The sequence below is a fragment of the Variovorax sp. P4_B10 genome, assembly GCF_056402375.1.
Genome location: NZ_JBFUHN010000098.1, coordinates 1 through 21,449, shown reverse-complemented (window position 1 = coordinate 21,449; position 21,449 = coordinate 1). Strand labels below are relative to the sequence as shown.

At 66.5% G+C, this 21,449-nt stretch carries 10 protein-coding genes; 7 read left to right on the top strand and 3 right to left on the bottom strand.

Going from position 1 to position 21,449, the window contains the following annotated elements; all coding sequences use genetic code 11:
- Positions 1–59: 59 nt before the first annotated feature.
- Together AC1DXX_RS29635 and AC1DXX_RS29630 are read left to right on the top strand one after the other, a co-directional pair.
- Positions 60–11,939, top strand: a complete 11,880-nt coding sequence (locus AC1DXX_RS29635) for a LysM peptidoglycan-binding domain-containing protein (protein ID WP_478137777.1) — start codon at positions 60–62, stop codon at positions 11,937–11,939.
- A gap of 31 nt (positions 11,940–11,970) precedes the next feature.
- The gene (locus tag AC1DXX_RS29630; protein WP_478137776.1) at positions 11,971–12,471 is read left to right on the top strand and encodes a hypothetical protein; all 501 of its coding nucleotides are present in this window, start codon (positions 11,971–11,973) and stop codon (positions 12,469–12,471) included.
- 264 nt (positions 12,472–12,735) lie between these two features.
- Here AC1DXX_RS29630 and AC1DXX_RS29625 read toward each other — a convergent pair whose 3' ends face one another.
- Positions 12,736–13,746, bottom strand: coding sequence for a helix-turn-helix domain-containing protein (locus tag AC1DXX_RS29625; RefSeq protein WP_478137775.1), 1,011 nt, complete (start codon positions 13,744–13,746; stop codon positions 12,736–12,738).
- Between the two features lie 195 nt (positions 13,747–13,941).
- Here AC1DXX_RS29625 and AC1DXX_RS29620 point away from each other — a divergent pair, with 195 nt between their 5' ends.
- Positions 13,942–14,367, top strand: coding sequence for a response regulator transcription factor (locus AC1DXX_RS29620; protein ID WP_478137774.1), 426 nt, complete (start codon positions 13,942–13,944; stop codon positions 14,365–14,367).
- 7 nt (positions 14,368–14,374) lie between these two features.
- On the opposite strand, the gene pdxR is transcribed toward AC1DXX_RS29620, so the two are convergent.
- A complete protein-coding gene (pdxR, locus tag AC1DXX_RS29615) occupies positions 14,375–15,856 on the bottom strand; it encodes a MocR-like pyridoxine biosynthesis transcription factor PdxR (RefSeq protein ID WP_478137773.1) in 1,482 nt (493 codons plus the stop codon).
- Positions 15,857–15,982: 126 nt separating this feature from the next.
- Between pdxR and AC1DXX_RS29610 the strand changes: the two genes are divergently transcribed.
- The gene (locus AC1DXX_RS29610; protein WP_478137772.1) at positions 15,983–16,702 is read left to right on the top strand and encodes a GNAT family N-acetyltransferase; all 720 of its coding nucleotides are present in this window, start codon (positions 15,983–15,985) and stop codon (positions 16,700–16,702) included.
- 184 nt (positions 16,703–16,886) lie between these two features.
- Entirely contained in the window at positions 16,887–18,464 is a 1,578-nt protein-coding gene (locus AC1DXX_RS29605) for a M20/M25/M40 family metallo-hydrolase (RefSeq protein WP_478137778.1), read from the top strand.
- A gap of 22 nt (positions 18,465–18,486) precedes the next feature.
- Here the strand turns inward: AC1DXX_RS29605 and AC1DXX_RS29600 are convergent, their stop codons facing one another.
- The gene (locus tag AC1DXX_RS29600; protein ID WP_478137771.1) at positions 18,487–19,350 is read right to left on the bottom strand and encodes a symmetrical bis(5'-nucleosyl)-tetraphosphatase; all 864 of its coding nucleotides are present in this window, start codon (positions 19,348–19,350) and stop codon (positions 18,487–18,489) included.
- A 23-nt stretch (positions 19,351–19,373) separates the two neighbouring features.
- Here AC1DXX_RS29600 and AC1DXX_RS29595 point away from each other — a divergent pair, with 23 nt between their 5' ends.
- On the top strand, positions 19,374–20,684 hold the full coding sequence (locus AC1DXX_RS29595; RefSeq protein ID WP_478137770.1) for a hemolysin family protein: 1,311 nt from the start codon (positions 19,374–19,376) through the stop codon (positions 20,682–20,684).
- A gap of 8 nt (positions 20,685–20,692) precedes the next feature.
- A partial coding sequence (locus AC1DXX_RS29590; protein WP_478137769.1) for a lipopolysaccharide kinase InaA family protein occupies positions 20,693–21,449 on the top strand: 757 nt, incomplete at its 3' end.

Here is a 21,449-nt window from a genome sequence, read left to right as displayed (position 1 = left end):
GCGATGCGCTGTTCAACACCACCAGCTACAGCTACAACCTCGCCAACCGCAGCGTCGCGGTGACCACGCCCGAGGGCGTGGCCCTGACCACCGTGCACACCCGCCAGGGCCAGACCCAGAGCGTGACCGACGGCCGCGGCAACGCCACCAGCTACAGCTACGACAAGAGCGGCAACCTGCTGCAGACATCTGCCGCACTGGATGCCACCACGACCGTCGCCACCGGCGCCACCTACGACAAGACCGGCCTCCAACTCACCAGCACCGATGCCAGCGGTGTCGTCACCACCTACACCTACGACGCGACCAACCGTCTGCTGACCCGCACGCTCGACCCCACCGGGTTGAACTTCGTCACGACCTACGGCTACGACGCCAAAGGCCAGGCTGTCAGCGTCACCGATCCCCGTGGGACGGTGACGACCACCGAGTTCGATCTCGCGGGCCAGACTGTGCGCCAAGTGGTCGATCCCACAGGCCTGCACCTCACCACCAGCTACACCCACGACACCACGGGCCAGGTGCTCACGGTCGCCGCCCCGAACGGCAACGTCACTGCGTACACCTACGACGGCGCCGGCCGGCGCATCAAGGAACAGATCGACCCCGCAGGCCTGAACCTCACGCGCAGCTACGAATACGACGCGGCCAACAACCTCACGCGTTCCATCGACGCCAACGGCAACGCCACGCGCTACGCCTACGACGCCGACAACCGCCTTGTCTTCGCGCTTGATGCGCTGGGCAACCTCTCGAAGCAGGATTACGACGTCGAAGGGCGGGTGGTCCGCCGCACCTCGTATGCGGTGCCCGTCGATGTCACGGGCTTGAGCAATGCCCCGACCGTAGCGCAGATCCAGCCCAAGGTGGTGGTCAGCGCYGGCTCYGACGTCACCGAGAGCCGCCGCTACGACCGCGACGGCCGCCTGCGCTTCAGCGYGGACGGCACCGGCGCYGTCGTCGRATACACSTACGACAAGGCCAACAAYGTCATCGAGACGCGCGCCTATGCCAATCGCATCAACCTGGCGGGCTGGAACATCGCCAGTGATCCGCCTGTCACGGCGGACGCGACGCGCGACGAGCGCGTGCGCACCGTCTACGACGCGCTCAASCGGGTCGTGTGGAAGGTCGATGGCGCGGGCAATGTGCGGCACAACATCTTCGATGCCAACGGCAACATCACCGAGGCCCTGGCCTACGCCAATGCATTGAGCGGTGCGGCGTTCRGCRSCTGGRACGGCMMATCCGCGCCTCCCGTCATCGCCGATGCAACCCGCGACCAGCGCATCCGCACCGTCTACGACACGGCCARCCGCGCCAYCTGGAGCGTCGATGCGCTGGGCAATGCCACCCAGCGCACCTACGATGCCGACGGCAACGTCGTCGCCAAACGCAGCTAYGCMACGCCCCTCACKGCARCKGMKCTYGCCGCYTGGGACGGCCRCACSGCACCKRCMCCGGTGGCCGACGATGCACACGACCAGCGYGTGCGCAATGTCTACGACGCGGCCAACCGGCTGACCTGGAGCGTGGACGGCATCGGCGCCGTCAGCAAGACCGAGTACGACGCCAACGGCAACGTCACGCGCCTGCGGCAGTACGCCAGCCCCGTTGCCGAAGGGGCCGATCCTGCCAGCGCGAGTCCCAGCGCGGCCGAYCGCATCACGGAGTGGGCCTACGACGGCGCCAACCGCCGCACCTTCCGGCTCGACGCCATCTCCAGCTCCGARTACGTGAGCGGCGAGAGCGACCTGAGCGCCGTGGAAAGCTGGGGCTACGACGGCAACGGCAACGTCATTCGCCACACCCGGCATGCCGCGCCGATGATGAGCCAGGTGCYGCGCACYCATGCGGCGCTGTGGGGCAGCGTCACGTTCATGGTGGAGGACCAGACCACCTACATGGCCTACGACGCGGCCGGGCGGCTGGCCTGGCAGGTCGATGGCACCAAGGCCGTGACTGGCTTYGCCTACGACGGCACYGGTCAGCGCGTGCGCGAAGTCCAGTATGCCAACCGAATCACGYTGGACAGTCCCTATGCGGTCTATAGCCAGGCCGACATCGCCGCRAGGGTCACTGCCGCCGCCGGGGYTGACCGCATCACGGTCTTCGCGCACGACGGCGCGGGCCGTCGCACYTTCRCGGTCGATGCSYTGGGCGGTGTCACACGAGCGGTCTACGACGCGTTTGGCAACATCACCCAGCAAGTCAGCTACGCCAGTTTTGTCGTGGCCCCTGGGGCCACCACGAGCTACATCGATGCTGCTCTGCAGAGTGCTGTCTTGACCAACGTCGGCGCCGACCGCATCCAGCGCTTCGCCTACGACCAGGCCAACCGCCAGGTCTTCGCTGTCGATGCCCAGGGCGGCACGACCGAATCCATCTACGACGGCCTCGGCCAGCAAATCCAGACCCGCCGGTATGCGCAGGCGATCAATGTCGCCGGCCTGAGCACCACCGCCAGCGTGAGCGACATCCGTGCGCGCACTACCGTCGACGACGTCAACGACCGCATCTCGCTCCAGGTCTTCAATGCGGGCGGGCAAAAAATCTACGCCGTCGATCCCCGGGGCTTCGTCAGCAAGACCGACTACGAAGGCCTCGGCCAGATGAGCGGCACCACGCAGTACGCGCTGTCCATCCCGGCGGGCACCGCCAACACGGCCGCCGCCATCGCGCAAGCCATCGTCATCAGCGCCCTCGAGGACCGCAGCAAGAGCTTCCAGCACGATGCCGCGGGCCGCGTTGTCTCGAGCATCGACGCCATGGGCTTCACCGAGTCGTGGACTTATGACGCGCTGGACAACAAGACCGGCTACACCAATGCGAAGGGCTCGGTGTGGCACTACGAATACGACCTCGGCGGCCGCCTGCTGCGGGAGATCTCTCCGCAGGTCGAGCTCACCGCCGTCACCCCCGGTGCTGACGGTCGCTTGCAGGTCGACGCCGGCTCCAGCGGCGTCGGCAACGTCATCACGGTGCTGACCTACGACAGCTTCGGCAACCTGCGCAGCCGCACGGAAGGGGCGGGGCGACCCGAGCATCGCACCACCACCTACGCGTACGACCAGGTCGGACGCCAGATCCGGGTCACCTTCCCGCCGGTGAGCGTCTACCAGCCCTCCGACGACACTCTCGGCGTCGATGGCCTGCACAGCCGCCACGACACCGCTCAGACTCTCTACACCGAAACCACCTACGACGCCCTGGGCAATGCCATTGCCAACCGCGACATCGGCGGCAACCGCAGCTACAAGACCTACGACCTCGTCGGCCACGTGACCTACGAGGTGGACGCACTCGGGTTCGCCACCGGCTACCAGCGCAACATCTTCGGCGACGCGATCAAGCTCACGCGCTACAGCGTAAGCACCGGCCTGGCCGCTGGCCAGCCCATCAGCCTGAGCACGGCGCAGGTGCAAGGCAACGTCAATGCCCAGGACCCCAACAACCGCACGATCCTCACCGACTACGACCGCCTGGGCCGCGCCATCCAGGTCAAGGAGTCCACGGCCAGCGTCTACGACAGCAGCCTGGCGGTGGGTGCGCAGTACATGGAGGGCGGCAAGACCACCCGCAACACCTACAACACCTTCGGCGAACTCACCCAGGTGGCACAGCAGAAGAGTGCCAACACCTGGGCCTTGAGCACCAATTTCTACGACCGTCGCGGCCAGCAAATCGCCAGCGTCGACGCGCTGGGCTACCTCACCACCCAGGAATTCGATGCGGCGGGCAATGCCGTCATGCGCATCGAATATGCGAAGGCCGTGAGCTGGGCCGGCACCAGCAACCTCGCGGGCTGGACCGGCGCGGTCAATGCGGGCGACACCCCACCCACGCCCACCGTGGACGCGAACAACGACCGGCGCGTGGACACCGTCTACGACCGCAACAACCGCAAGACCAGCGAGATCCGGCGCAACGTCGAGTACAGCGCGGCGTCGAATGGCACCAGCACGCGTGGGGATCTGACCACCAACTACGGCTATGACGCCGTGGGCAACCTCACCAGCACCACCGACGCCAAGGGAGCCACCACCTACAGCTACTACGACGCCCTGGGCCGCGTCACCGCGGTGGCCGAGCCCACCCGCACCAGCACCGTCAGCGGTGCGGCCATCGCGCCGCTCACGGTCTTCCGCCGCGACGCGCACGGCAACGTCGTGCTCAAGACCGAGTATGTCAACGGGGCGGATGCCAATGGCGCGCCGCTGAGCCCGAATGCGATGCCGGCCTATGTGCCCGTGACCAATCCGCAGATCAAGGGTCTGACGGATACGGGATGGCAGGACATTGGTCCTGCAGGCTATGTCTCTGTCACCCCCTTTGCAGGCAGCGTCGCAATTCATCAGTTGCACGCAACACAGCCCGGTCTCGAGAATCTCTACAAGTACGTCACTGCAGACGAGATTGCAGCCCACATGGTCCCAATGAATGGCGTGACCTTGTGGACCGATGAGGGGCCTATCGGATATGTGGGTGGCGCCCCGGCGCCTGGCACGCTGCCGCTCTATCGAATGCGGCAGAAGTCCGGAGTTGAGTTCACCCAGATCGTTTCCGATCCCAACGAGATCGTGCGATTGCAGGGGCTGGGTTGGACCCAGGAGCTTGACGCCGATGGCAACCCGCGGGTTCTCGGGCACACAGGTACGACATCTGCCGGTGCGATGGATACACGGCTTCAAGTTTTCATGCGGCCGGTTCGGCCCTATGTCGATCCCAGCGACCTGACGATGATCCTGGCCGAGGAGCACCGCTACCTGCCCGCCACCGTCAAGACGGCCCCCGACCCTGTGCGAGATGCCGATCTTTTTGCGAGCACCGACCGCACCAGCTTCGCCCAGTACGACGCGTTGGGCCACACGGTGCAAAGCACCGACGCCATGGGCGTCAACCACTACAGCTCCTACAACAGCCAGGGCCTGATCGCCAAGGAGTGGCAGGGCGTCACCGACAACGCCGGCACCACGCGCACCCTGTTTCGTGCCTATCAGTACGACGCACTGGGCCGCCAGACCCATGTGTTCGATCCGGGCACCGCCAGCGACAACGCCATCTACACCGATGGCGGCGCCAGCGGCATCTACACGGCCAACCCCAAGGCCAGCGCCACGGCCGGCACGCCGACCGACCAGCTTCCCTACATCCCGGTGACCCAGAGGCCGGAGGCCAACGGCAGCGTGAACGTGCAAGCGGCCAACGTCATTGCCGTCCAGGGTGGCATGGTGCGCGTCGAGTTCGACTACATCGCCTACGGCGAGCCGGGCTGGGACATCTTCAGCTCGCCCGATTCGAACGGCGAGGGCGCAACCCCGACCGCCGACCATTCGACCACCTATTCCAGCCAGGAGATCGCGGCGGGCACCGCTGCCAATGGCGTGACGATCAAGCCCAACGAGAGCATCAAGACCCTCACGGCGCTGCGCATCTTCCAGCAGGACGGCGCAGGCAACTGGGTCCTCAAGTGGCAAGGCCCTCCGGAGCAGGCCAACGGCCAGGCGACGCTCGGTGGTGGCGTCGGGCAGGCAGGGGTCTCCGGCACCGTGGTCGATACCGCCATGCAGTACAACGCCTTCGGCGAACTCGTGGCCAAGAGCGTCGGCACACAGGCTGGCGAATACTTCGACTACGACAACGCCGGGCGCCTGTGGCGCACCAACGCGGGCGACGGCATCGACAAGGTCGCGCTGTACGACCTGCAAGGCCACCAGACCGCCGAGATCCGCAGCGCGGGCACCGGCCGCGGCAACCTCAACCTGCGCACCGATGTCGGCAGCGCGGGTCAGGCCAGTCAGCTGGCCGACGTGCGCCGCACCGACACCACCTACGACCTGCTGGGGCGCGTGCTGAGCACTTCCCTGGCCGAGCGCCGCGAAACCCAGGGCGGCGTCGCAGCGCACACCGGCACGCTCGCCACCGGCATCGCCGGCAGCAGCGGTCCCGGCAACGACCAGTTCGGCAATCCCGTGGCTTGGAACGGCATCAACAGCGTCACCCTCGGTTGGCCCGGCTACCTCGCCGACCTCGGCAGCGGTGAGATCAAGGTCGTTCTGAACTACGCCACCAAGGACGGCAATGGCGGCGAAGGGGCCGTGCGCGATCACACCCAGTACTTCGATGCGGCCACGGGCCTCAACGGCGTCACGCTCAACTGGGCCGAGACCGACGCCGACCGGCAGGCGGCCCAAGGCGGCATCCAGCGCATCACCCACGTCACCGTTTCCAAGAAGGACCAGTTCGGCAACTGGCAGGTCCTGATCGACAGCAACGGTGCGGGCGATGCCGGGCAGGCCGTGCACATCGCGGCCCCGGGCTCGGCCGTGGGGCCGGCGCCCGGGGCCTCGGTGCGCATGCAGGTGCGTGTGGTCGGCAGCCCCGGCGACAGCGGCTGGTTCAATGCACCGCTCGTCAACTTCGGCGACAGCCTGCGCTATGACGCCGCCGGCCTTGCGCCCTGGGTCAACTACGAGTATCAGGTCTACACGGGCCTGCCGGGCCAGGCCGAGCAGCTCACCGCCACGGGCAACCTGAACGTCACCCCGCGGCCACTGGCCACCATCACCGCGCCCATTGGCGTGAACCCGGGGCCGCAGACCCTCGAGTGGCAAGGGCCCGCCTCGAGCGATATCCAGATCATCCGCATGCGCATTGCCGGCTCCAGCGATGCGTGGGTGGCGCAGGCCATTGCCCATCCCGAGGGCGACGCGCACAGCGTCGTCAATCTCGCGGGCCTGGGGGCGGGCGCCTACGAGTACGAACTGCTGTGGCAGCATCCTGGCGATGCGGGCCCCTATGCCCACGCCACCGGGACCATCAACAAGGTGGCGGGCGTGCCTGTGACGACGACCCAGCCCAACCCTGAGATCGCCAGCGCCGCGGAGGGAGGATGGCAGGCGGACGGTACCGCCGGCTTCATCTCCGCGACCTCCTTCGAGGGCAGCACGCCGGTGTACAGGGTGAAGACCAATCTCTTCGGGCCACTTCACTTCTACACGACCTCCCTGGTCGAGCGCGATGCGTTGCTGGCTTCGGGCGTCTGGGTGTCCGAAAGCGAAACGGGTTATATCGCCAGCACCCAGATCGCGGGCACGGTGCCGCTGTTCCAGGTCCAGTTGCGCCTGCCGGCCTACTGGCCGCAGGAGCTGCAGTCCTTCTCTGCCTACTACGTCATGACCACCGACTCGGCTGAGGTCGAAAACCTGGTGCAGAACTACGGCGCCACGTCCAGGGGGGTGATCGGCTATGTCGGGCAGGCCCAGGGAGGGAGCCTCGACACGCCGCTGGTGCGCATGTTCAATCCCACGGTCGGCGACCACTTCTACCTGGCAGGCACCATCACCGACACCTCGACCACGCCGCCGCAGTACGGCTGGTCTGCCACCGACCGCGGGCCTTACCCCATCAGCATGCCCGACCCGTTCGTCGGTGGCCGCCAGCTCAATCAGACGGTCGGCCTTAACGGCACGGACGGCTACAAGCGCCCCACCGTGATCCAGAACGTGGACCGCTGGGGCAATGTGGTGAGCATCACCGATCCCCGCTCCACGGCCTGGAAGACCACCTACAGCTACAACGCCAACAACCAGCTGATCCGCCAGGTGCAGACCGACGCCGACGGCAACGCCGGCGCGGACGCCAACGGCAACATCGTCAACGCCAACGCCGTCGTCACCCAGATCTACTACGACCAGATGGGCCACCAGGTGGCCGTGCGCAACGTCAACGACCACGTCAACGACCGCATCAACGGCCAGGTGTGGGACGCGGGCGGCAACCTCGTGCAGGAGCTGCACGCCGACGGCGGCGTCATCAACCACGCCTACGATGCCTTCGGCAACAAGGTGCGCACCATCGACGCGATGGGCAAGGGCACCTGGTTCGTCAACGACAAGCTCGACCGGCTGCTCAAGACCCGGCACGAAGCTGTTCGGGTCTATCAGGGCGCGTCGCTGATCGTCGTGCCCGAGGGCACCCGCCAGATCGAGGAGACCAACGCCTGGGACCAGGCGGGTCGCAAGCTCAGCCAGACCAACGGCAATGGCGCAACCATCCGCTATGCCTACGACCTGCGTGGCAATCTCATCAACACCACCCAGGCCGGCGGCGAAGTAACGCTGGCGGCCTACGATGCGCGCAACCACAAGATTCTCGAGGTCGATGGCAACGGCGCACTGGCGACCTGGCGGTACGACTACTTCGGCCAGCTCCAGGGCCACAGCGACATTGGCGGCGCCAACTACGTCTATGGCTACGACAACGCGCGCCAGCTGACACTCCAGCGCAGTGGGCGCACTTCGAACTTCCCCGTGGCAGCGGGCGGCGCGCCAAACTTGCCGCAGAATCTGGTCTACCGCTACGACGCGGCGGGCCAACTGGTGGGCATCACCGACAACGCCCAAGGCAAGGAAACCAGCTACCGCTACGACCTGTCGGGCCGGCGCATCCGCGAGACCACCGTGCAGGGCGGCGTCACCTACCAGGACAACCACATGGCCTACGACGCGCTGGGCCGCCTGCGCTGGGTGGCCGATACGCGGGCGTACATCCACATCGACTACGACAAGGTGGGCAACCGCACCCACATCAGCACCCATCTGAACGAGGCCAATGCGGCCGTGCCGCCCGCGGAGAGCTTCTACCAGTACGACGCCATGAACCGCCAGACGGTGGTGGATGCGGCCAATGCCGAGGGCAGCGTGCTGAACGCCAACGGCCACCGGGTGGCCTATGACCACAACGGCAACCGCACGAGCGACACCAGCGTGGGGACGCACCTGGTCCAGCAGCCCGACGGTCAGTGGGTGAGTGCCGGAGGCGAGACCACAGAGACCTACGGCTACGACGGAATGAACCGCCTGACCAGCGTCACGCGCGACGGGATGCAGGTCGATGCGCGGCTGTACGACGGCGCCAGCCGCGTGGTGGCCAGCGGGATCATCACCCCCAACCCGGCGTTGCCGGCGGAGGACAGCCCGGTGTTGCCGGATGCGTACATCGCGGCGCACAAGGCGGCCAACATGGCACCGTACTTTGCGATGGCGGGCGGGGCCATCGACGGGCGCATCAATACCTACAACGCCAACGGCCAGCTGACGGGGCAGAACCGGTACGAGTACGGCACGCTCACCGACAGCACGATCTACGACAACGCCACCCACAACCTCGATGGCCTGGGCATGGGCGAGGGCCTGACCATCGGCTATGACAAGGCGGGCAACCTGCTGGGCTACCTGAGCGGCAATCTCACGCCTGGCAGTACGAGCTTCACCTACGTGAGCAATCAGGTGGTGCGCGCCGAGGGTTATCGCACGGAGTCGACCACGGTGTCGAACCGGGTGGTGGGCACCGGCGTGCCCGGGCCGCTCTCCAAGGGGACCACGTCCTACCTGTTCGATGCCAACGGGCAGCTCAGCGGCGTGTCCGATGACAACACGCTGCTGCTGGGCAAGAACAGTCGCATCTTCGTGAACGATGCCAACGGGACGGCGCTGTATTCGCGTTATCTGCTGGGCGGGGAGGCGCAGCGCCAGCTGGTGGTCAACGGCGAGGTGCTCGGGCGCTACGGTGAGTCGTTGAACGATAAGGTGCTGGTGAATCCGCCGCAGTCCCCGCACAGCTTCGCCCAGACGGCCGACTTCGGCTTCGGCTACCAGCCTATCGATGGCGCCCATCCGGCCTCCGCACCGGGCAGCTACGTGGTGCGCGCGGGCGATACGCTGCAGGCGATTGCCAAGAACGTGTATGGGGACGCGGGCCTCTGGTACCTGATCGCGGATGCCAATGGTGTGGCCAGCGGCAGCGAACTGGAGCCGGGCCAGGTGCTGATCGTGCCCGCGCGTCTGGGTAATGCGAACAACGCCAACACCTTCAAGCCCTATGACCCGAGTCGGATCATCGGGGATACGAACCCAAGCTTGATGGCTGTGCCTGAGGGCAATGGGAAAGAGGGGTGTGGAGGACTGGGCCAGGTCATCATGATCGTGGTGGCAGTGGTCGTGACGATCATCACTGAGGGTGCTACTTCCGACTTGTTGGTCGAATCCATCATGGCCAATGCGGGCACCATGACCGCCGCTGAAATTGCGACTGCGGGAACGATCGCCAATGTGGCTGCGGGCGTGGTGGGCGGTATCGCAGGAAGCATTGCGAGCCAAGCGGCCGGCATTGCGATCGGTGCGCAGGATTCCTTCAGCTGGAAGGGCGTGGCGCTGGGCGCGATCAGCGGTGGGGTGTCATCGGGATTGAGCGGCGTCGACTTCGGCGCCAGTACGCTGGGCAACAAGATCATCGGGCGTGCTGTGGGCAGCGCACTCACGCAAGGTATTGCAGTTGCGACGGGACTGCAACAGAGCTTCAACTGGAAGAGCGTGGCAGCATCCGCTGTTGGGGCCGGTGTCGGTCAAGCTGTCGGGGGCGTGCTGGGAGAGGCCAACGCATTCAAGGACTTCGGACCATTCGGTCAAGGACTCGCCATCCGCGCCATGTCCGGGCTCGCCGGCGGCCTCACGACAGCAGCGCTCAAGGGCGGGCGTGTCAGCGTTACTCAGGTTGCCGTCGATGCGTTTGGCAATGCATTGGGCGAAAGCCTCGCAGGGGCCATGGGGCAGCGCTCCGAGCCGACTGTCAGCAACGCCGATCCACTGGGGAACTTCATTGCGCAAAACCAGGACAGTTGGAATCGGCGCGCGATCACCTCGGCTGCTTATGGTCAGGTGGTGAGTGCGTTCGATGTTGAGCGCTCGGTTGATCGGAGCGGCGACGTTCGAGTGGCCGACAACTGGGCATCCGCTTCCAATTCAGACCCTGTTGGGATCAAAGGGCGCGCCTTGGTCGGGGCTCGTGCCGGCATCGGCGAGTTGATGACGGGCACCCAGACCTATGATCGAAGTGGCTGGCTAGCAGAGAAGTTGAACTTCACCCCTGAACAAAAAGAGGTTGCGCTCCAACATGCCGACGTGGGTGAGAGGGCTCTTGCGGATTCGCTGGCCTTACTCAAGAACGATCCGGAACTCGCTCGGCAACTCATAGATCAGGGCTTCGACAAAATCAGCCAAAGCATGGAAGGTGCACGCAAGGGCGCTGCCATGCTGGAGGCCGTCGGTGCCTTGCGTCCCAGCAACTATGTCGAGCTCGCGTCTGCGGATTGGAGTAGCGCTTGGGTGCTTGGCAAGGCACTAGGCACCAAGAGCGGCGCAGCACCAGGTTTTGCATCCGACCCGGAAATTTTTGGCGCATTCGTGGGGGCTCTCGCGCTCACTGGTGATCCGAGTCAAACCGCAGGGCAGTTACGCTCGTTGATGCAAATGCAGGATGACCGCGGTCTGAGCTACTTCCATAGCGGCCAAGCCCTAGAACCAGCCGCCGCTATCGTAGGGACACTCGGCGCTGCTTCATTCGCAGCCGGTGCGGCTGCAGTTCGATCCATACCAGGCATTGCAGCGGGCGTGACCAGGGGCATCAATGCGATCGGCAACGTCGCATCAAACCTTGTCGGTTCTGTGCTCAAGCCTTACATGACCGCTGGCAGGGCGATGACGAACGAGGCGGCTATGAATCAAGCGCGGGTTGATGGATTGGTCAACAAGGCTATTACCAAGGGCGACCCCGGCGTGCCTGAGCTGATCGTCCAACTGGAGGCCAACGGTGTTCGGGTCAGGGACACCAACCACCTTGTTGGCCAGCCTGGTAAGTTACGCGAAGTCGATATTGAAACTGAATCAGGGACGATCATCCAGGTTAAGAAACTTTCAAGTGAGCGTGACATCGTCGAACAAGTTCACAAAACTGAGGAAACTACGGGTCAGCACACGGTAGCTTATGTCGTTGAACAGCACAAAAAGGCAGACGCCATTGTTCGGTCGGCAAATTCCAAGGTGCAGGTGACGAACAAGCTCGACACCCTTTTGGAGTTCATAAAGAATGGTCATCCTTGAAAGCAGCAACACCGAGTGTTAAGAGGTACGAATGGCACCACATTTGATTTTTTTTATTCCACGCCGGTTTGATGTGGAGTCCATTCTTCTTGGACTGACGCAAAGCCTCAGATTGCCAGCAAATGTCGGTCCGATGGACAGCGAAGCTACGTTTCAGTTTGTAGCCTCGCGCGGCGTAGGAGAAGACTCTTATCTACTACTGGAATACAGCGAAGACGCCCGTGAAATGATCGAGGAGTTGAGCGAGTGGGAGAAGCCCAGTAGAGCCTACAAAGATCTGCTCTTGGCTTGCCAGTCAAAGATCGGTATTCACTACCGCGACTCCAATGATGGCAAAGCGGCCATCTTGGCGATGTCGGCGGCACTGGGCGAGGCCGCCAATGGTTGCATCGTTGATAACGATTGGGGCTGCTTGCTCAGGCTGTCCGCCATGGTTGAGTGCATCAATCGAGATCCAAACTGGTCTTGGGAGCGCGACGAGTTTCCTGAACTGCCGGATGTGGCCGTTTCAGAGTGGCGGGAAGATGATTAGCAGCTAGAAAGACCAAAAGCCTTGGAGCTCCAGGGTCAAGTCTTGCTTTTGTCCCCTTCATCTTCCCGCGCGCGGCATTTATTTGGCAATGCGTTGGAGGACTCCATAGTATCGGCCAACGGACAAGGGCGGGGGAAATTCCAGATGGCGGTACATGCGACGACGAAGCCGTCACGCTCGGCCGTAGGCCATCAACTCAAACCCCTCGCATTGGTGCTGTGCTGGATGCAAGCGATCCACACATCACTCGCATGCGTGATCTAGCTACCCAGCCTTCAGTGACAACACCTGAAAGTCCTGCGGCGCCATGCCATAGGCCCGGCGGAAGGCGCGCGTGAAGTCGGACGCGCTCTTGAAGCCGATGCCGTAGGCAATGTCGGTCACCATCAGGTGCGGGTACCTGACGAGGTCGTTGGCCGCATGGCGCAGCCTCAGGTGGCGGATGTAGGTGCCCAGGCCGCCTTCGTGCTGGAACATGCGGTACAGGGTCGGGCGGGGCAACTGCAGCGCATTCAGCACGCTCTCGGGCGAAAGCTCCGGCCGATGAAGGTTCACCTGGATGTAGCGGCGCACCCGGCCGAACATGGCCGCTCGCGCCGCCGTGCGCGCATTGCCGCTCAGGCCCGCCTGCTTGCCGAAGGCCGCGACAAGGAGTTGCGTGCCCGTGCGCATCGCACTCTCCGCCGCGGGCGCGCTCAGGCCCGCGATGTTCTGGCCGAGCGCGGCCACATGCGCGATGGCCAGCCGGGTGAGCGGCGTCGTGTTCTGGATCGAGCGGCCATGGATGGCTTCGGGGTCGGGAAAGCTCTCGGCCACCAACGCGCCCGGTGCAAAGAAGGTGAGCACCCGGCAGGCGCTGCGCCGCATGCGCACCGGCTGGTTCATGTCCAGCGCCAGGATTCTTGCTGCGGAGGGCGCTCCGTGGCGCAGCGATGCATGCACCGCGACATCGTCGACACCGCCTTCCAGGAACACATGGAAAGCGTAGGTGCGGACCTGGTCCCTCGAGATGCGGGCCAGCGAGCGCTCCAGCAGCATCGCGTCGGAGCGGCAGTCGGTGAAGACGAGGCCGCCGGCGTCGTAGCGGTCGATCGACGCCCGAAACGGTTTCTCGAGGTCGGATGCCGTGGGCAGCACGTCGATCACATGGCCGACGCGCTCCCGCCAGGCCAGCAACTGCCGCTGCGGCGGTTCTCCCGACACGCTGAAGTGGTTGCGGGCGAGGCCGCCCTGCGGCGCAGAAGGTGCGCCAGCCGTGTGATCGCGAAGGTTCATCGGAGAGAGATTCGCGAGAGGCGTCGCGAGGCCACCTGCACCAAGGAATGTCCAAAAATGTGAACAAATTCCTTATTTCGCGGAATTCTCTCAAGAACTGAGACGCACGGTCAAGCCTGCCTGCCGGGCGCAATCAATCTTGCAGCTACCAGACCGCAGGGTCGATCCGAGATTCTTGATTGAGCGAGTACCGACATGTCCACAGGAAAAGCCGATCCCGCAGTGGCCGCAGGCGCCGTGGGTCATCTCTTCACCGAGGCGAACGAGGAAGAGCTGGCTCTTCGGATGTTCTCTCTCGAGCGGGGCGACGCCCCGGGGACTTCCCGGATGGCGCGGCACATCCTGGGCGTGATCGCCGCGTCCGCGAAACCGAGGCCTCTTGCACTCGTCGTGCCGAAAGGCTCGTTGTCGCCGCGCGAGCTGCAGGTGCTGCGGCTGATTTCGCAAGGATGGAGCAACCGGAAGATCGCCGGTGCGCTCCATCGATCGGCCAACACGATCGACACCCAGATCAAGAGCATCTACCGGAAACTGGGCGTCAACTCCCGGACCCAGGCGGTCCGCGAGGCCACGCGCCAAGGCCATCTGAGCTGGGACGCCGGCACCGACAGCGCGCAATAGCGGCGCGTCACTCGCTGCGCCGCTCGGCGGCACGCGCCAGTTGCGACAGGCGCTTGACCACCGGCTCGAAGAGCTCCGCCGAGGTGTTGCCGTAGCCCAGCACCAGGCCGTTGTCCGACGGCAGCGGCTGGATCGCAAAGCTCGACAGGGCGACGGGCGCGAGCTGGTGGCGCAGCGCATCGGCCGCGATCCGGCGGTCGTCGAAGCGGGGCGGCAGCCGCACGGCCAGGTGCAGCCCGCAGTAGCCGCCGTCGATCTCGTGCGGCACCTTGAAGTGACGGGTCAGCGCCAGCCGCAGCGCCTGCTGCCGGTCGCGGTAGAGCCGCCGCATGCGGCCCAGGTGCCGGCTGAACTGCCCGCTCTCGATGAAGTCGGCCATGGCCAGCTGCTCGTGGCGGTGTCCGCCGCGCAGCATTTCTTCCAGCGGCGTCTGCACGGCCGCCATGAGCTCCCCGGGCAGCACCAGAAAGCCCAGCCGCAACGACGGGAACATCGTCTTGCTGAAGGTGCCGATGTAGAGCACGGGCGCATCGGGCACCAGCCCCTGCATCGCGCCGATGGGCTCTCCGGTGTGGCGGAACTCGCTGTCGTAGTCGTCCTCGATGATCCAGGCGCCGTGTTGGCGGGCCTGCGCGATCAGCGCGAGACGGCGCGCGATGCTCAAGACCGAGCCGGCCGGGTACTGGTGCGAGGGCGTCGTGTAGATCAGCCGGGGAGGGTGCTTCAGCCAGTCGTGGTCGCTCGCGCACAGGCCTTCGGCGTCGACGCGTATCGGCACCGTGCGCATGTCGCCGGCCCGCATCGCCGCCTTCACGCCGCGGTAGCCCGGGTCTTCCACCCACCCGACATCACCCGGGTTCGACAGCAACCGCACGCACAGCGCAATGGCCTCCTGCGCGCCTTCGGCAATCACGACCTGCCGTGGCTCGCAGCGCACGCCGCGGGCAATGGCCAGATGCCGCGCGATGGCCGCGCGCAGCTGGGGTTCCCCCAGCGGATCGCCATAGCCGAGCGTCGCCGGACTCGCCGTGCGCACGGCCCGGTCCAGCGCGCGCCGCCAGGCCGCCGAGGGGAAGTGCGACAGGGCGGGTACGCCCGGGCGCAGGGCCGCGTCGGGCGTGGTGTAGGGCGTGCTCTGCCGGATGCCGGCCAGGCGATGCGCGGTGGCTGGCGTGCCTGCGGATTTGTGCGTGCGCCTGCGCAATGCCGGCGACGACAGCTCGATGACCCGCGTGCCCTGCCGGTCCGACCGCACATAGCCCTCGGCGGCGAGATGCTCGTAAGCCGCGGTGACGGTGTTCCGCGAGATGGCGAGCGCCTCGGCCAGCGCGCGCGAACCGGGCAGCCGGCTGCCCGGCGCCAGGCCGCCATCGAGGATCGCGCGCTTCAGCCGCTCGTGCAGCTGGCGCTGCATCGAGCCGGCCTCGCCCGCCCTGACGAGAGGGGACTCGAGCAATGCGGCGGCGGCGAGATCTAGCGGGTTGCCCATGAAGTCATCAAGAAAATCGTGGCACCATGAAATTGAAAAGGCGTGGCGCTTTCTGTGGCGCCACGACGGGCGTACTTTATCGCTTCCCCGGCACTTGCCGCTTCATCGTTCCCGAAAGTTTTCTCCATGCCAGCTCGTCACAACGCATACGGTCAATCGATCGGCCCCCTGGTGCCCGAATGGACCACCCGCTCCCTGCCGCCGCGCAGCCCCATCGAGGGCCGGTACTGCAGGCTTGAACCGCTGGACGCCGCCAGGCACGCCGACGATCTCTACGCCGCCTACGCCCAGGCGCCTGACGGCCGCGACTGGACCTACCTGTTCGTCGAGCGGCCAGGCGACCTTGCCGGCACCCGCGCCCACGTCGCGCGTGCCGCGCAGACCGTCGATCCGATGCATTTCGCGGTCATCGACGGGCAGAGCGGCCGCGCCGTCGGCACGCTCGCGCTGATGCGCATCGACCCGGCCCACGGCGCGGTCGAGGTCGGCAGCGTCACCTTCTCCCCGCTGCTCAAGCAGACGCCGATGTCCACCGAAGCGCAATACCTGCTGATGAAGCTCGCCTTCGACGAGTTGGGCTACCGGCGCTACGAATGGAAGTGCGACAACTTCAACGAGCCGTCAAAACGCGCCGCCGCACGCCTGGGTTTCCAGTACGAAGGCCTGTTCCGGCAGGCGGTGGTCTACAAGGGCCGCAGCCGCGACACCGCGTGGTTCTCGATCGTCGACGGCGAGTGGCCGGTGCTGCGCACGGCCTTCGAGCGCTGGCTCTCGCCGGAGAACTTCGATGCGCAGGGCCGGCAGCGCATGGCGCTGGACAAGTTCCGGTTGCCGCGCGCGGACTGAGGCAGGCGCCGCGCCGCCGGGCTCACGCGGCTTTGCGCGGCTTGGCACAGGGGAGGGTGTGGATGAGGTTTGCAGAAAACGCAAAGGTGCCTCAAGAAAATAGCAATTGTTGAAACGATGTCGGCTCTCTATGCTCCATGGAGACCCGACCTTGTCCTCCCTCTCCTGCTCGTTGCTGCCCTCCATGCCCATCGACTTCGCCTCCATCCCTTCCTCGCGCGCAACCCGGCGCCAGCACAGCCTGATGGCGCTGGTGCCCGCCGCCTTCCTGCTCCTGGGGCACGGCCTGGCGCAGGCCGCCGAACTCTCGCCGGCCCTCGCCGAGCGCCATGCGCAGGCCACGTACCGCGAGTACTTCGAGCTGCTGTCCCTGCCCAACGACGCCACCGTGCCGGAGGACATCCGCAAGAACGTCGACTGGCTGGAGCAGGCCTTTCGCAAGCGCGGCTTCACGACGCAGCAATTGCCCAACAGCGGCAAGCCGATGCTCTATGCGGAGTTCCCGGGCAGCAACCCCGCGAGAAAGACCGTGCTGTTCTACATGCACCTCGACGGCCAGCCGGTGATTCCTGCGCAGTGGGCGCAGAAGAGCCCGTGGACGCCCGTGCTCAAGCGCAAAACGGACAAGGGCGACTGGGAAGAGATCGACGCCGCCCCGCTCTTCAGCGGCCCGCTCGACCCCGAGTGGCGCGTGTTCGGCCGGGCCTCGGCGGACGACAAGGGCCCGATCATGATGCTGCTGGCGGCCATCGATGCCCTGAAGGCCGGGGGCGGCCAGCCGGCGGTCAACGTCAAGGTGATCCTCGACAGCGAGGAAGAAAAGGGCTCGCCGTCGATCAGCAAGGTCATGCAGGCGCACCGCGAGCTGCTGCGCAGCGACGCCATCGTGATCCACGACGGCCCCATGCATGCAACCAACCGGCCCACGCTGGTGTTCGGCAACCGCGGCGCGGCCGATGCCCGGCTGACCGTGTACGGCGCCAAGGTGCCGCTGCACAGCGGGCACTACGGCAACTACGCACCCAACCCGGCCCAACGGCTGGCCAGCCTGCTGGCATCGATGAAGGACGACACGGGGCGGGTGACCGTTCCCGGCTACTACGACCGCGTGAGGATCGGCGAGGCCGACCGCAAGATCATGGCCGCCGTGCCGGACGACGAGGCTGCGCTCAAGCGCCGCCTGGGCATCGCCCAGACCGACAAGGTCGGTGCCAACTACCAGGAGGCGATGCAGTACCCCTCGCTGAACGTGCGCGGCATGGCTTCCGCCGCCGTGGGAGACAAGGTGGCGAACATCGTCCCCGACAAGGCCGAGGCCGAGATGGACCTGCGCACCACGCCGGACTCCGACGCACCCTATCTCGGCAAGCTGATCGAGGCGCACATCGTCAAGCAGGGCTACCACCTCGTCAAGGGCGCGCCGACGGACGAGGAGCGAAGCCGCTATGACAAGCTCGCCAGCTTCTCCTACCGCAGCGAGGGCGCCGACGCGGCGGGTTCGCCGATCAATTCACCGATCGGGCAATGGGCCTACAAGGCCCTGACCGACACCTTCGGCGCCACGCCCGGACCCGTACGCATCCGGATGATGGGCGGCACCGTGCCGACGGCGGAGATCGTGCGCGTGCTGCAGGTGCCCTTTGCGATCATTCCGCTGGTGAACGCCGACAACAACCAGCACGCCGCGAACGAGAACCTGCGCATGGGCAACTACGTGACCGGGGTGCAGACCGTCTACGCCTTGATGACGCACGGGTTCTGAATCTGGACGGAACGGGTGTTCGTCAGGCCCCCTTGCCGGGCTTCTGCGCCTGCTCGCACTTCACCTGGATCAGCTCGCGCTCGTCCAGCGTCGTACCGATCCGCACCGCGCTGAGGCAGCCGCCCCAGACGCAGCCGGTGTCGATCGAGAGCAGGTCGGGCCGCGAGAGCCAGCCCAGCGTCGACCAGTGGCCGCAGGCGACCGTGGCCGTGGCGGTCTTGCGTCCCGGCACGTCGAACCACGGCAGGTAGCCCTCGGGGCCAGGAAGCATGCCGTCCTTGCTCTCGAACTCCATCACGCCCTCGGGCGTGCAGAAGCGGATGCGCGTCAGCGCGTTGACGATGATGCGCAGCCGCGCGCTGCCGGTGAGCGTGTCGCGCCATTGCGCGGGCTCGTTGCCGTACATCGTGAGCAGGAAGTCGCCCAGCGCCGGCCCGCGCAGCACCGATTCGACCTCGGCCGCCAGCGCGAGCGTGTCGCCCACCGTCCACTGCGGCAGCACGCCGGCATGGACCATCAGCAGGTCGCCCGCCTTGTCGCCCTGGCCGATCTGCATGTGCAGCGCCATGTGCTGCCGGCGCAGCCAGTCGAGCATCGCCTCGCAGTCGGGCGCGGCCAGCACGCCGGCCAGCGTGTCCTTGCGGCCGGCCTTGCGCGCGCCGTGCGCCACGCCCAGCAGGTGCAGGTCGTGGTTGCCCAGCACGCTGCGCGCCGAGGCGCCGTAGCCCTGCACGCGCCGCAGCACGGCGGCCGAATCCGGCCCCCGGTTGACCAGGTCGCCGAGCAGCACCAGGGTGTCGCGGCTGGGCGAGAAATCGATCTCGTCGAGCAGCCGCTGGAGGGCAGGGTCGCAGCCCTGCACGTCGCCGATACAGTAAAGTGACATTCCCTCATTCTCTCCCCCCGTTCATGGATGTCTTGCTGCTGGCCTTGCTGACCACCCTCAATGCGGTGTTCGCAATGTCCGAAATGGCCCTTTCCACCAGCCGGCGCGCACGCCTCGCAGCCCTGGCCGAAACGGGGGACACCGGAGCGACCGCCGCGCTCAAGCTGATGGAGGCGCCCACCCAGTTCCTCTCGACCGTGCAGATCGGCATCACCTCGATCGGCATGCTGAGCGGCATCGTGGGCGAGGCCGCTTTCGCCGCGCCGCTCGCGGTATGGATGGAGAGCTTCGGCATGGGCGGGGGCACCGCGAGCGTGGTCTCCACCGCGGTGGTGGTGACCTGCATCACCTTCTTCACCATCATCTTCGGCGAGCTGGTGCCCAAGCGCATCGGCCAGCTCTACCCCGAGCCGGTGGCGCGCTGGGTGTCGCGTCCGATGCGCGGCCTGGCCAAGGCCGCCAAGCCCTTCGTGTGGCTGCTGGCGGGCGCCACGGCCACCATGCTCAAGGTGTTGCGCATCGACGCCAACGCCGCGCGCTCGGTGACCGAGGAAGAAATCTCGGCCAGCCTCGAGGAAGGCGTGGACGCCGGCGTGATCGAGCAGCACGAGCACCAGATGGTGCGCAACGTGTTCCACCTCGACGACCGCCGCCTCTCGTCGCTGATGATTCCACGCGCCGACATCGAATGGCTCGACACTTCCTTCACCGTGCAGCAGGCCCTGCAGAAGGTGGCGGACGCCGCTGCACTCAACCTCGTGCACTCGTGGTACCCCGTGTGCCGCAACTCGCTCGACGACGTGGTGGGCGTGATCAGCGTGGCACATCTGCTGCGCCTGGGCGCCGGCCACAAGGGCGTACTCGGCCAGGAGGCCACGCCGGCCGTGTTCGTGCCCGAGACCCTCACCGGCATGGAACTGCTCGAACAGTTCCGCACCCGTGCCGGCCGGCTGGTGTTCGTGGTCGACGAATACGGCGTGGTGCAGGGCCTCATGACCCCGCGCGACCTGCTCGAAGCCATCACCGGCGAGCTGCAGCCCGGCATGCAGACCGACGCCTGGGCGCGCGAGCGGCCCGACGGCGTGTGGGAGCTCGACGGCCTGATGCCGGTGTCCGAGCTGCGCGCGCGGCTCGGCATCCGCGAGCTGCCCGAGGAAGAGCGCGGGCGCTACAACACGGTGGCCGGCCTGCTGATGTCGGTGTCGGGCCAGCTGCCCGCGGTGGGCGAGCGTATCGACTGCGCCGGCTGGTGCTTCGAGGTCGTGGCGCTCGAAGGGCGCCGCATCGACCGCGTGCTGGCCTCGCCCGATCCGTCGGCACCCCGGGACGAATAGAGCCGGCCATGCTGTCGCTGCTCGCACTGAGCTGCCCCCAATGTTCCGCGCCCTTGCCGCGTGYCGCGCGCTGGCGCACCGTCAACTGCGGCTACTGCGGTGCCACCATCACGCGCGGCGAGGAAACGGTGGAGCGCGAGAGCTTCCGCGCGGCCCTGCTGCGCGCCAATGCCCGGAGCGGCGGCGGTGGGCGTGTCGTGCAATGGCGCGGTGCGCGCTACCGCGTGCTGGCGTCTCTGGCAACCGGCGAGCACAGCGAAGTGCTGTTCGCCGAGCGGCTCGGCGCGCTGCCCGAACGCGTGACGCTGAAGCTCGCGCGCGAATCGTCCGCCAACGACGTGCTGGTGCGCGAGGGCGCGGTGCTGCAGTCGCTGCAGGACCTTGCCGTTCCGGGCGCCGCCTACTTCACGCGCCGGCTGCCGCAGCCGGTGGGCACGGGCATCGCCGAGGGCCTGGGCGATGGCAAGCGCCAGGCGCTGGTGCTGCGCCATCCCACCGGTTTCTGGGGCAGCCTGCAGGATGTGCAGCAGGCCAACCCGCAAGGCATCGATGCGCGCCATGCCGTCTGGATCTGGCGCCRCATGCTCGAGGTGTTGGCCTTCGTGCACGGCGCCGGCTGGGCCCACCGCGACCTTTCGCCCGCGCATGCGCTCGTGCATCCGCGCGACCATGGCGTGCTGATCATCGGCTGGTCGCAGGCGCGGCAGGCCTCGGGCTCCGCACAGGCGGCCGCCGCAGGGCGCGACCTGGCGCAAGCCGCGTGGG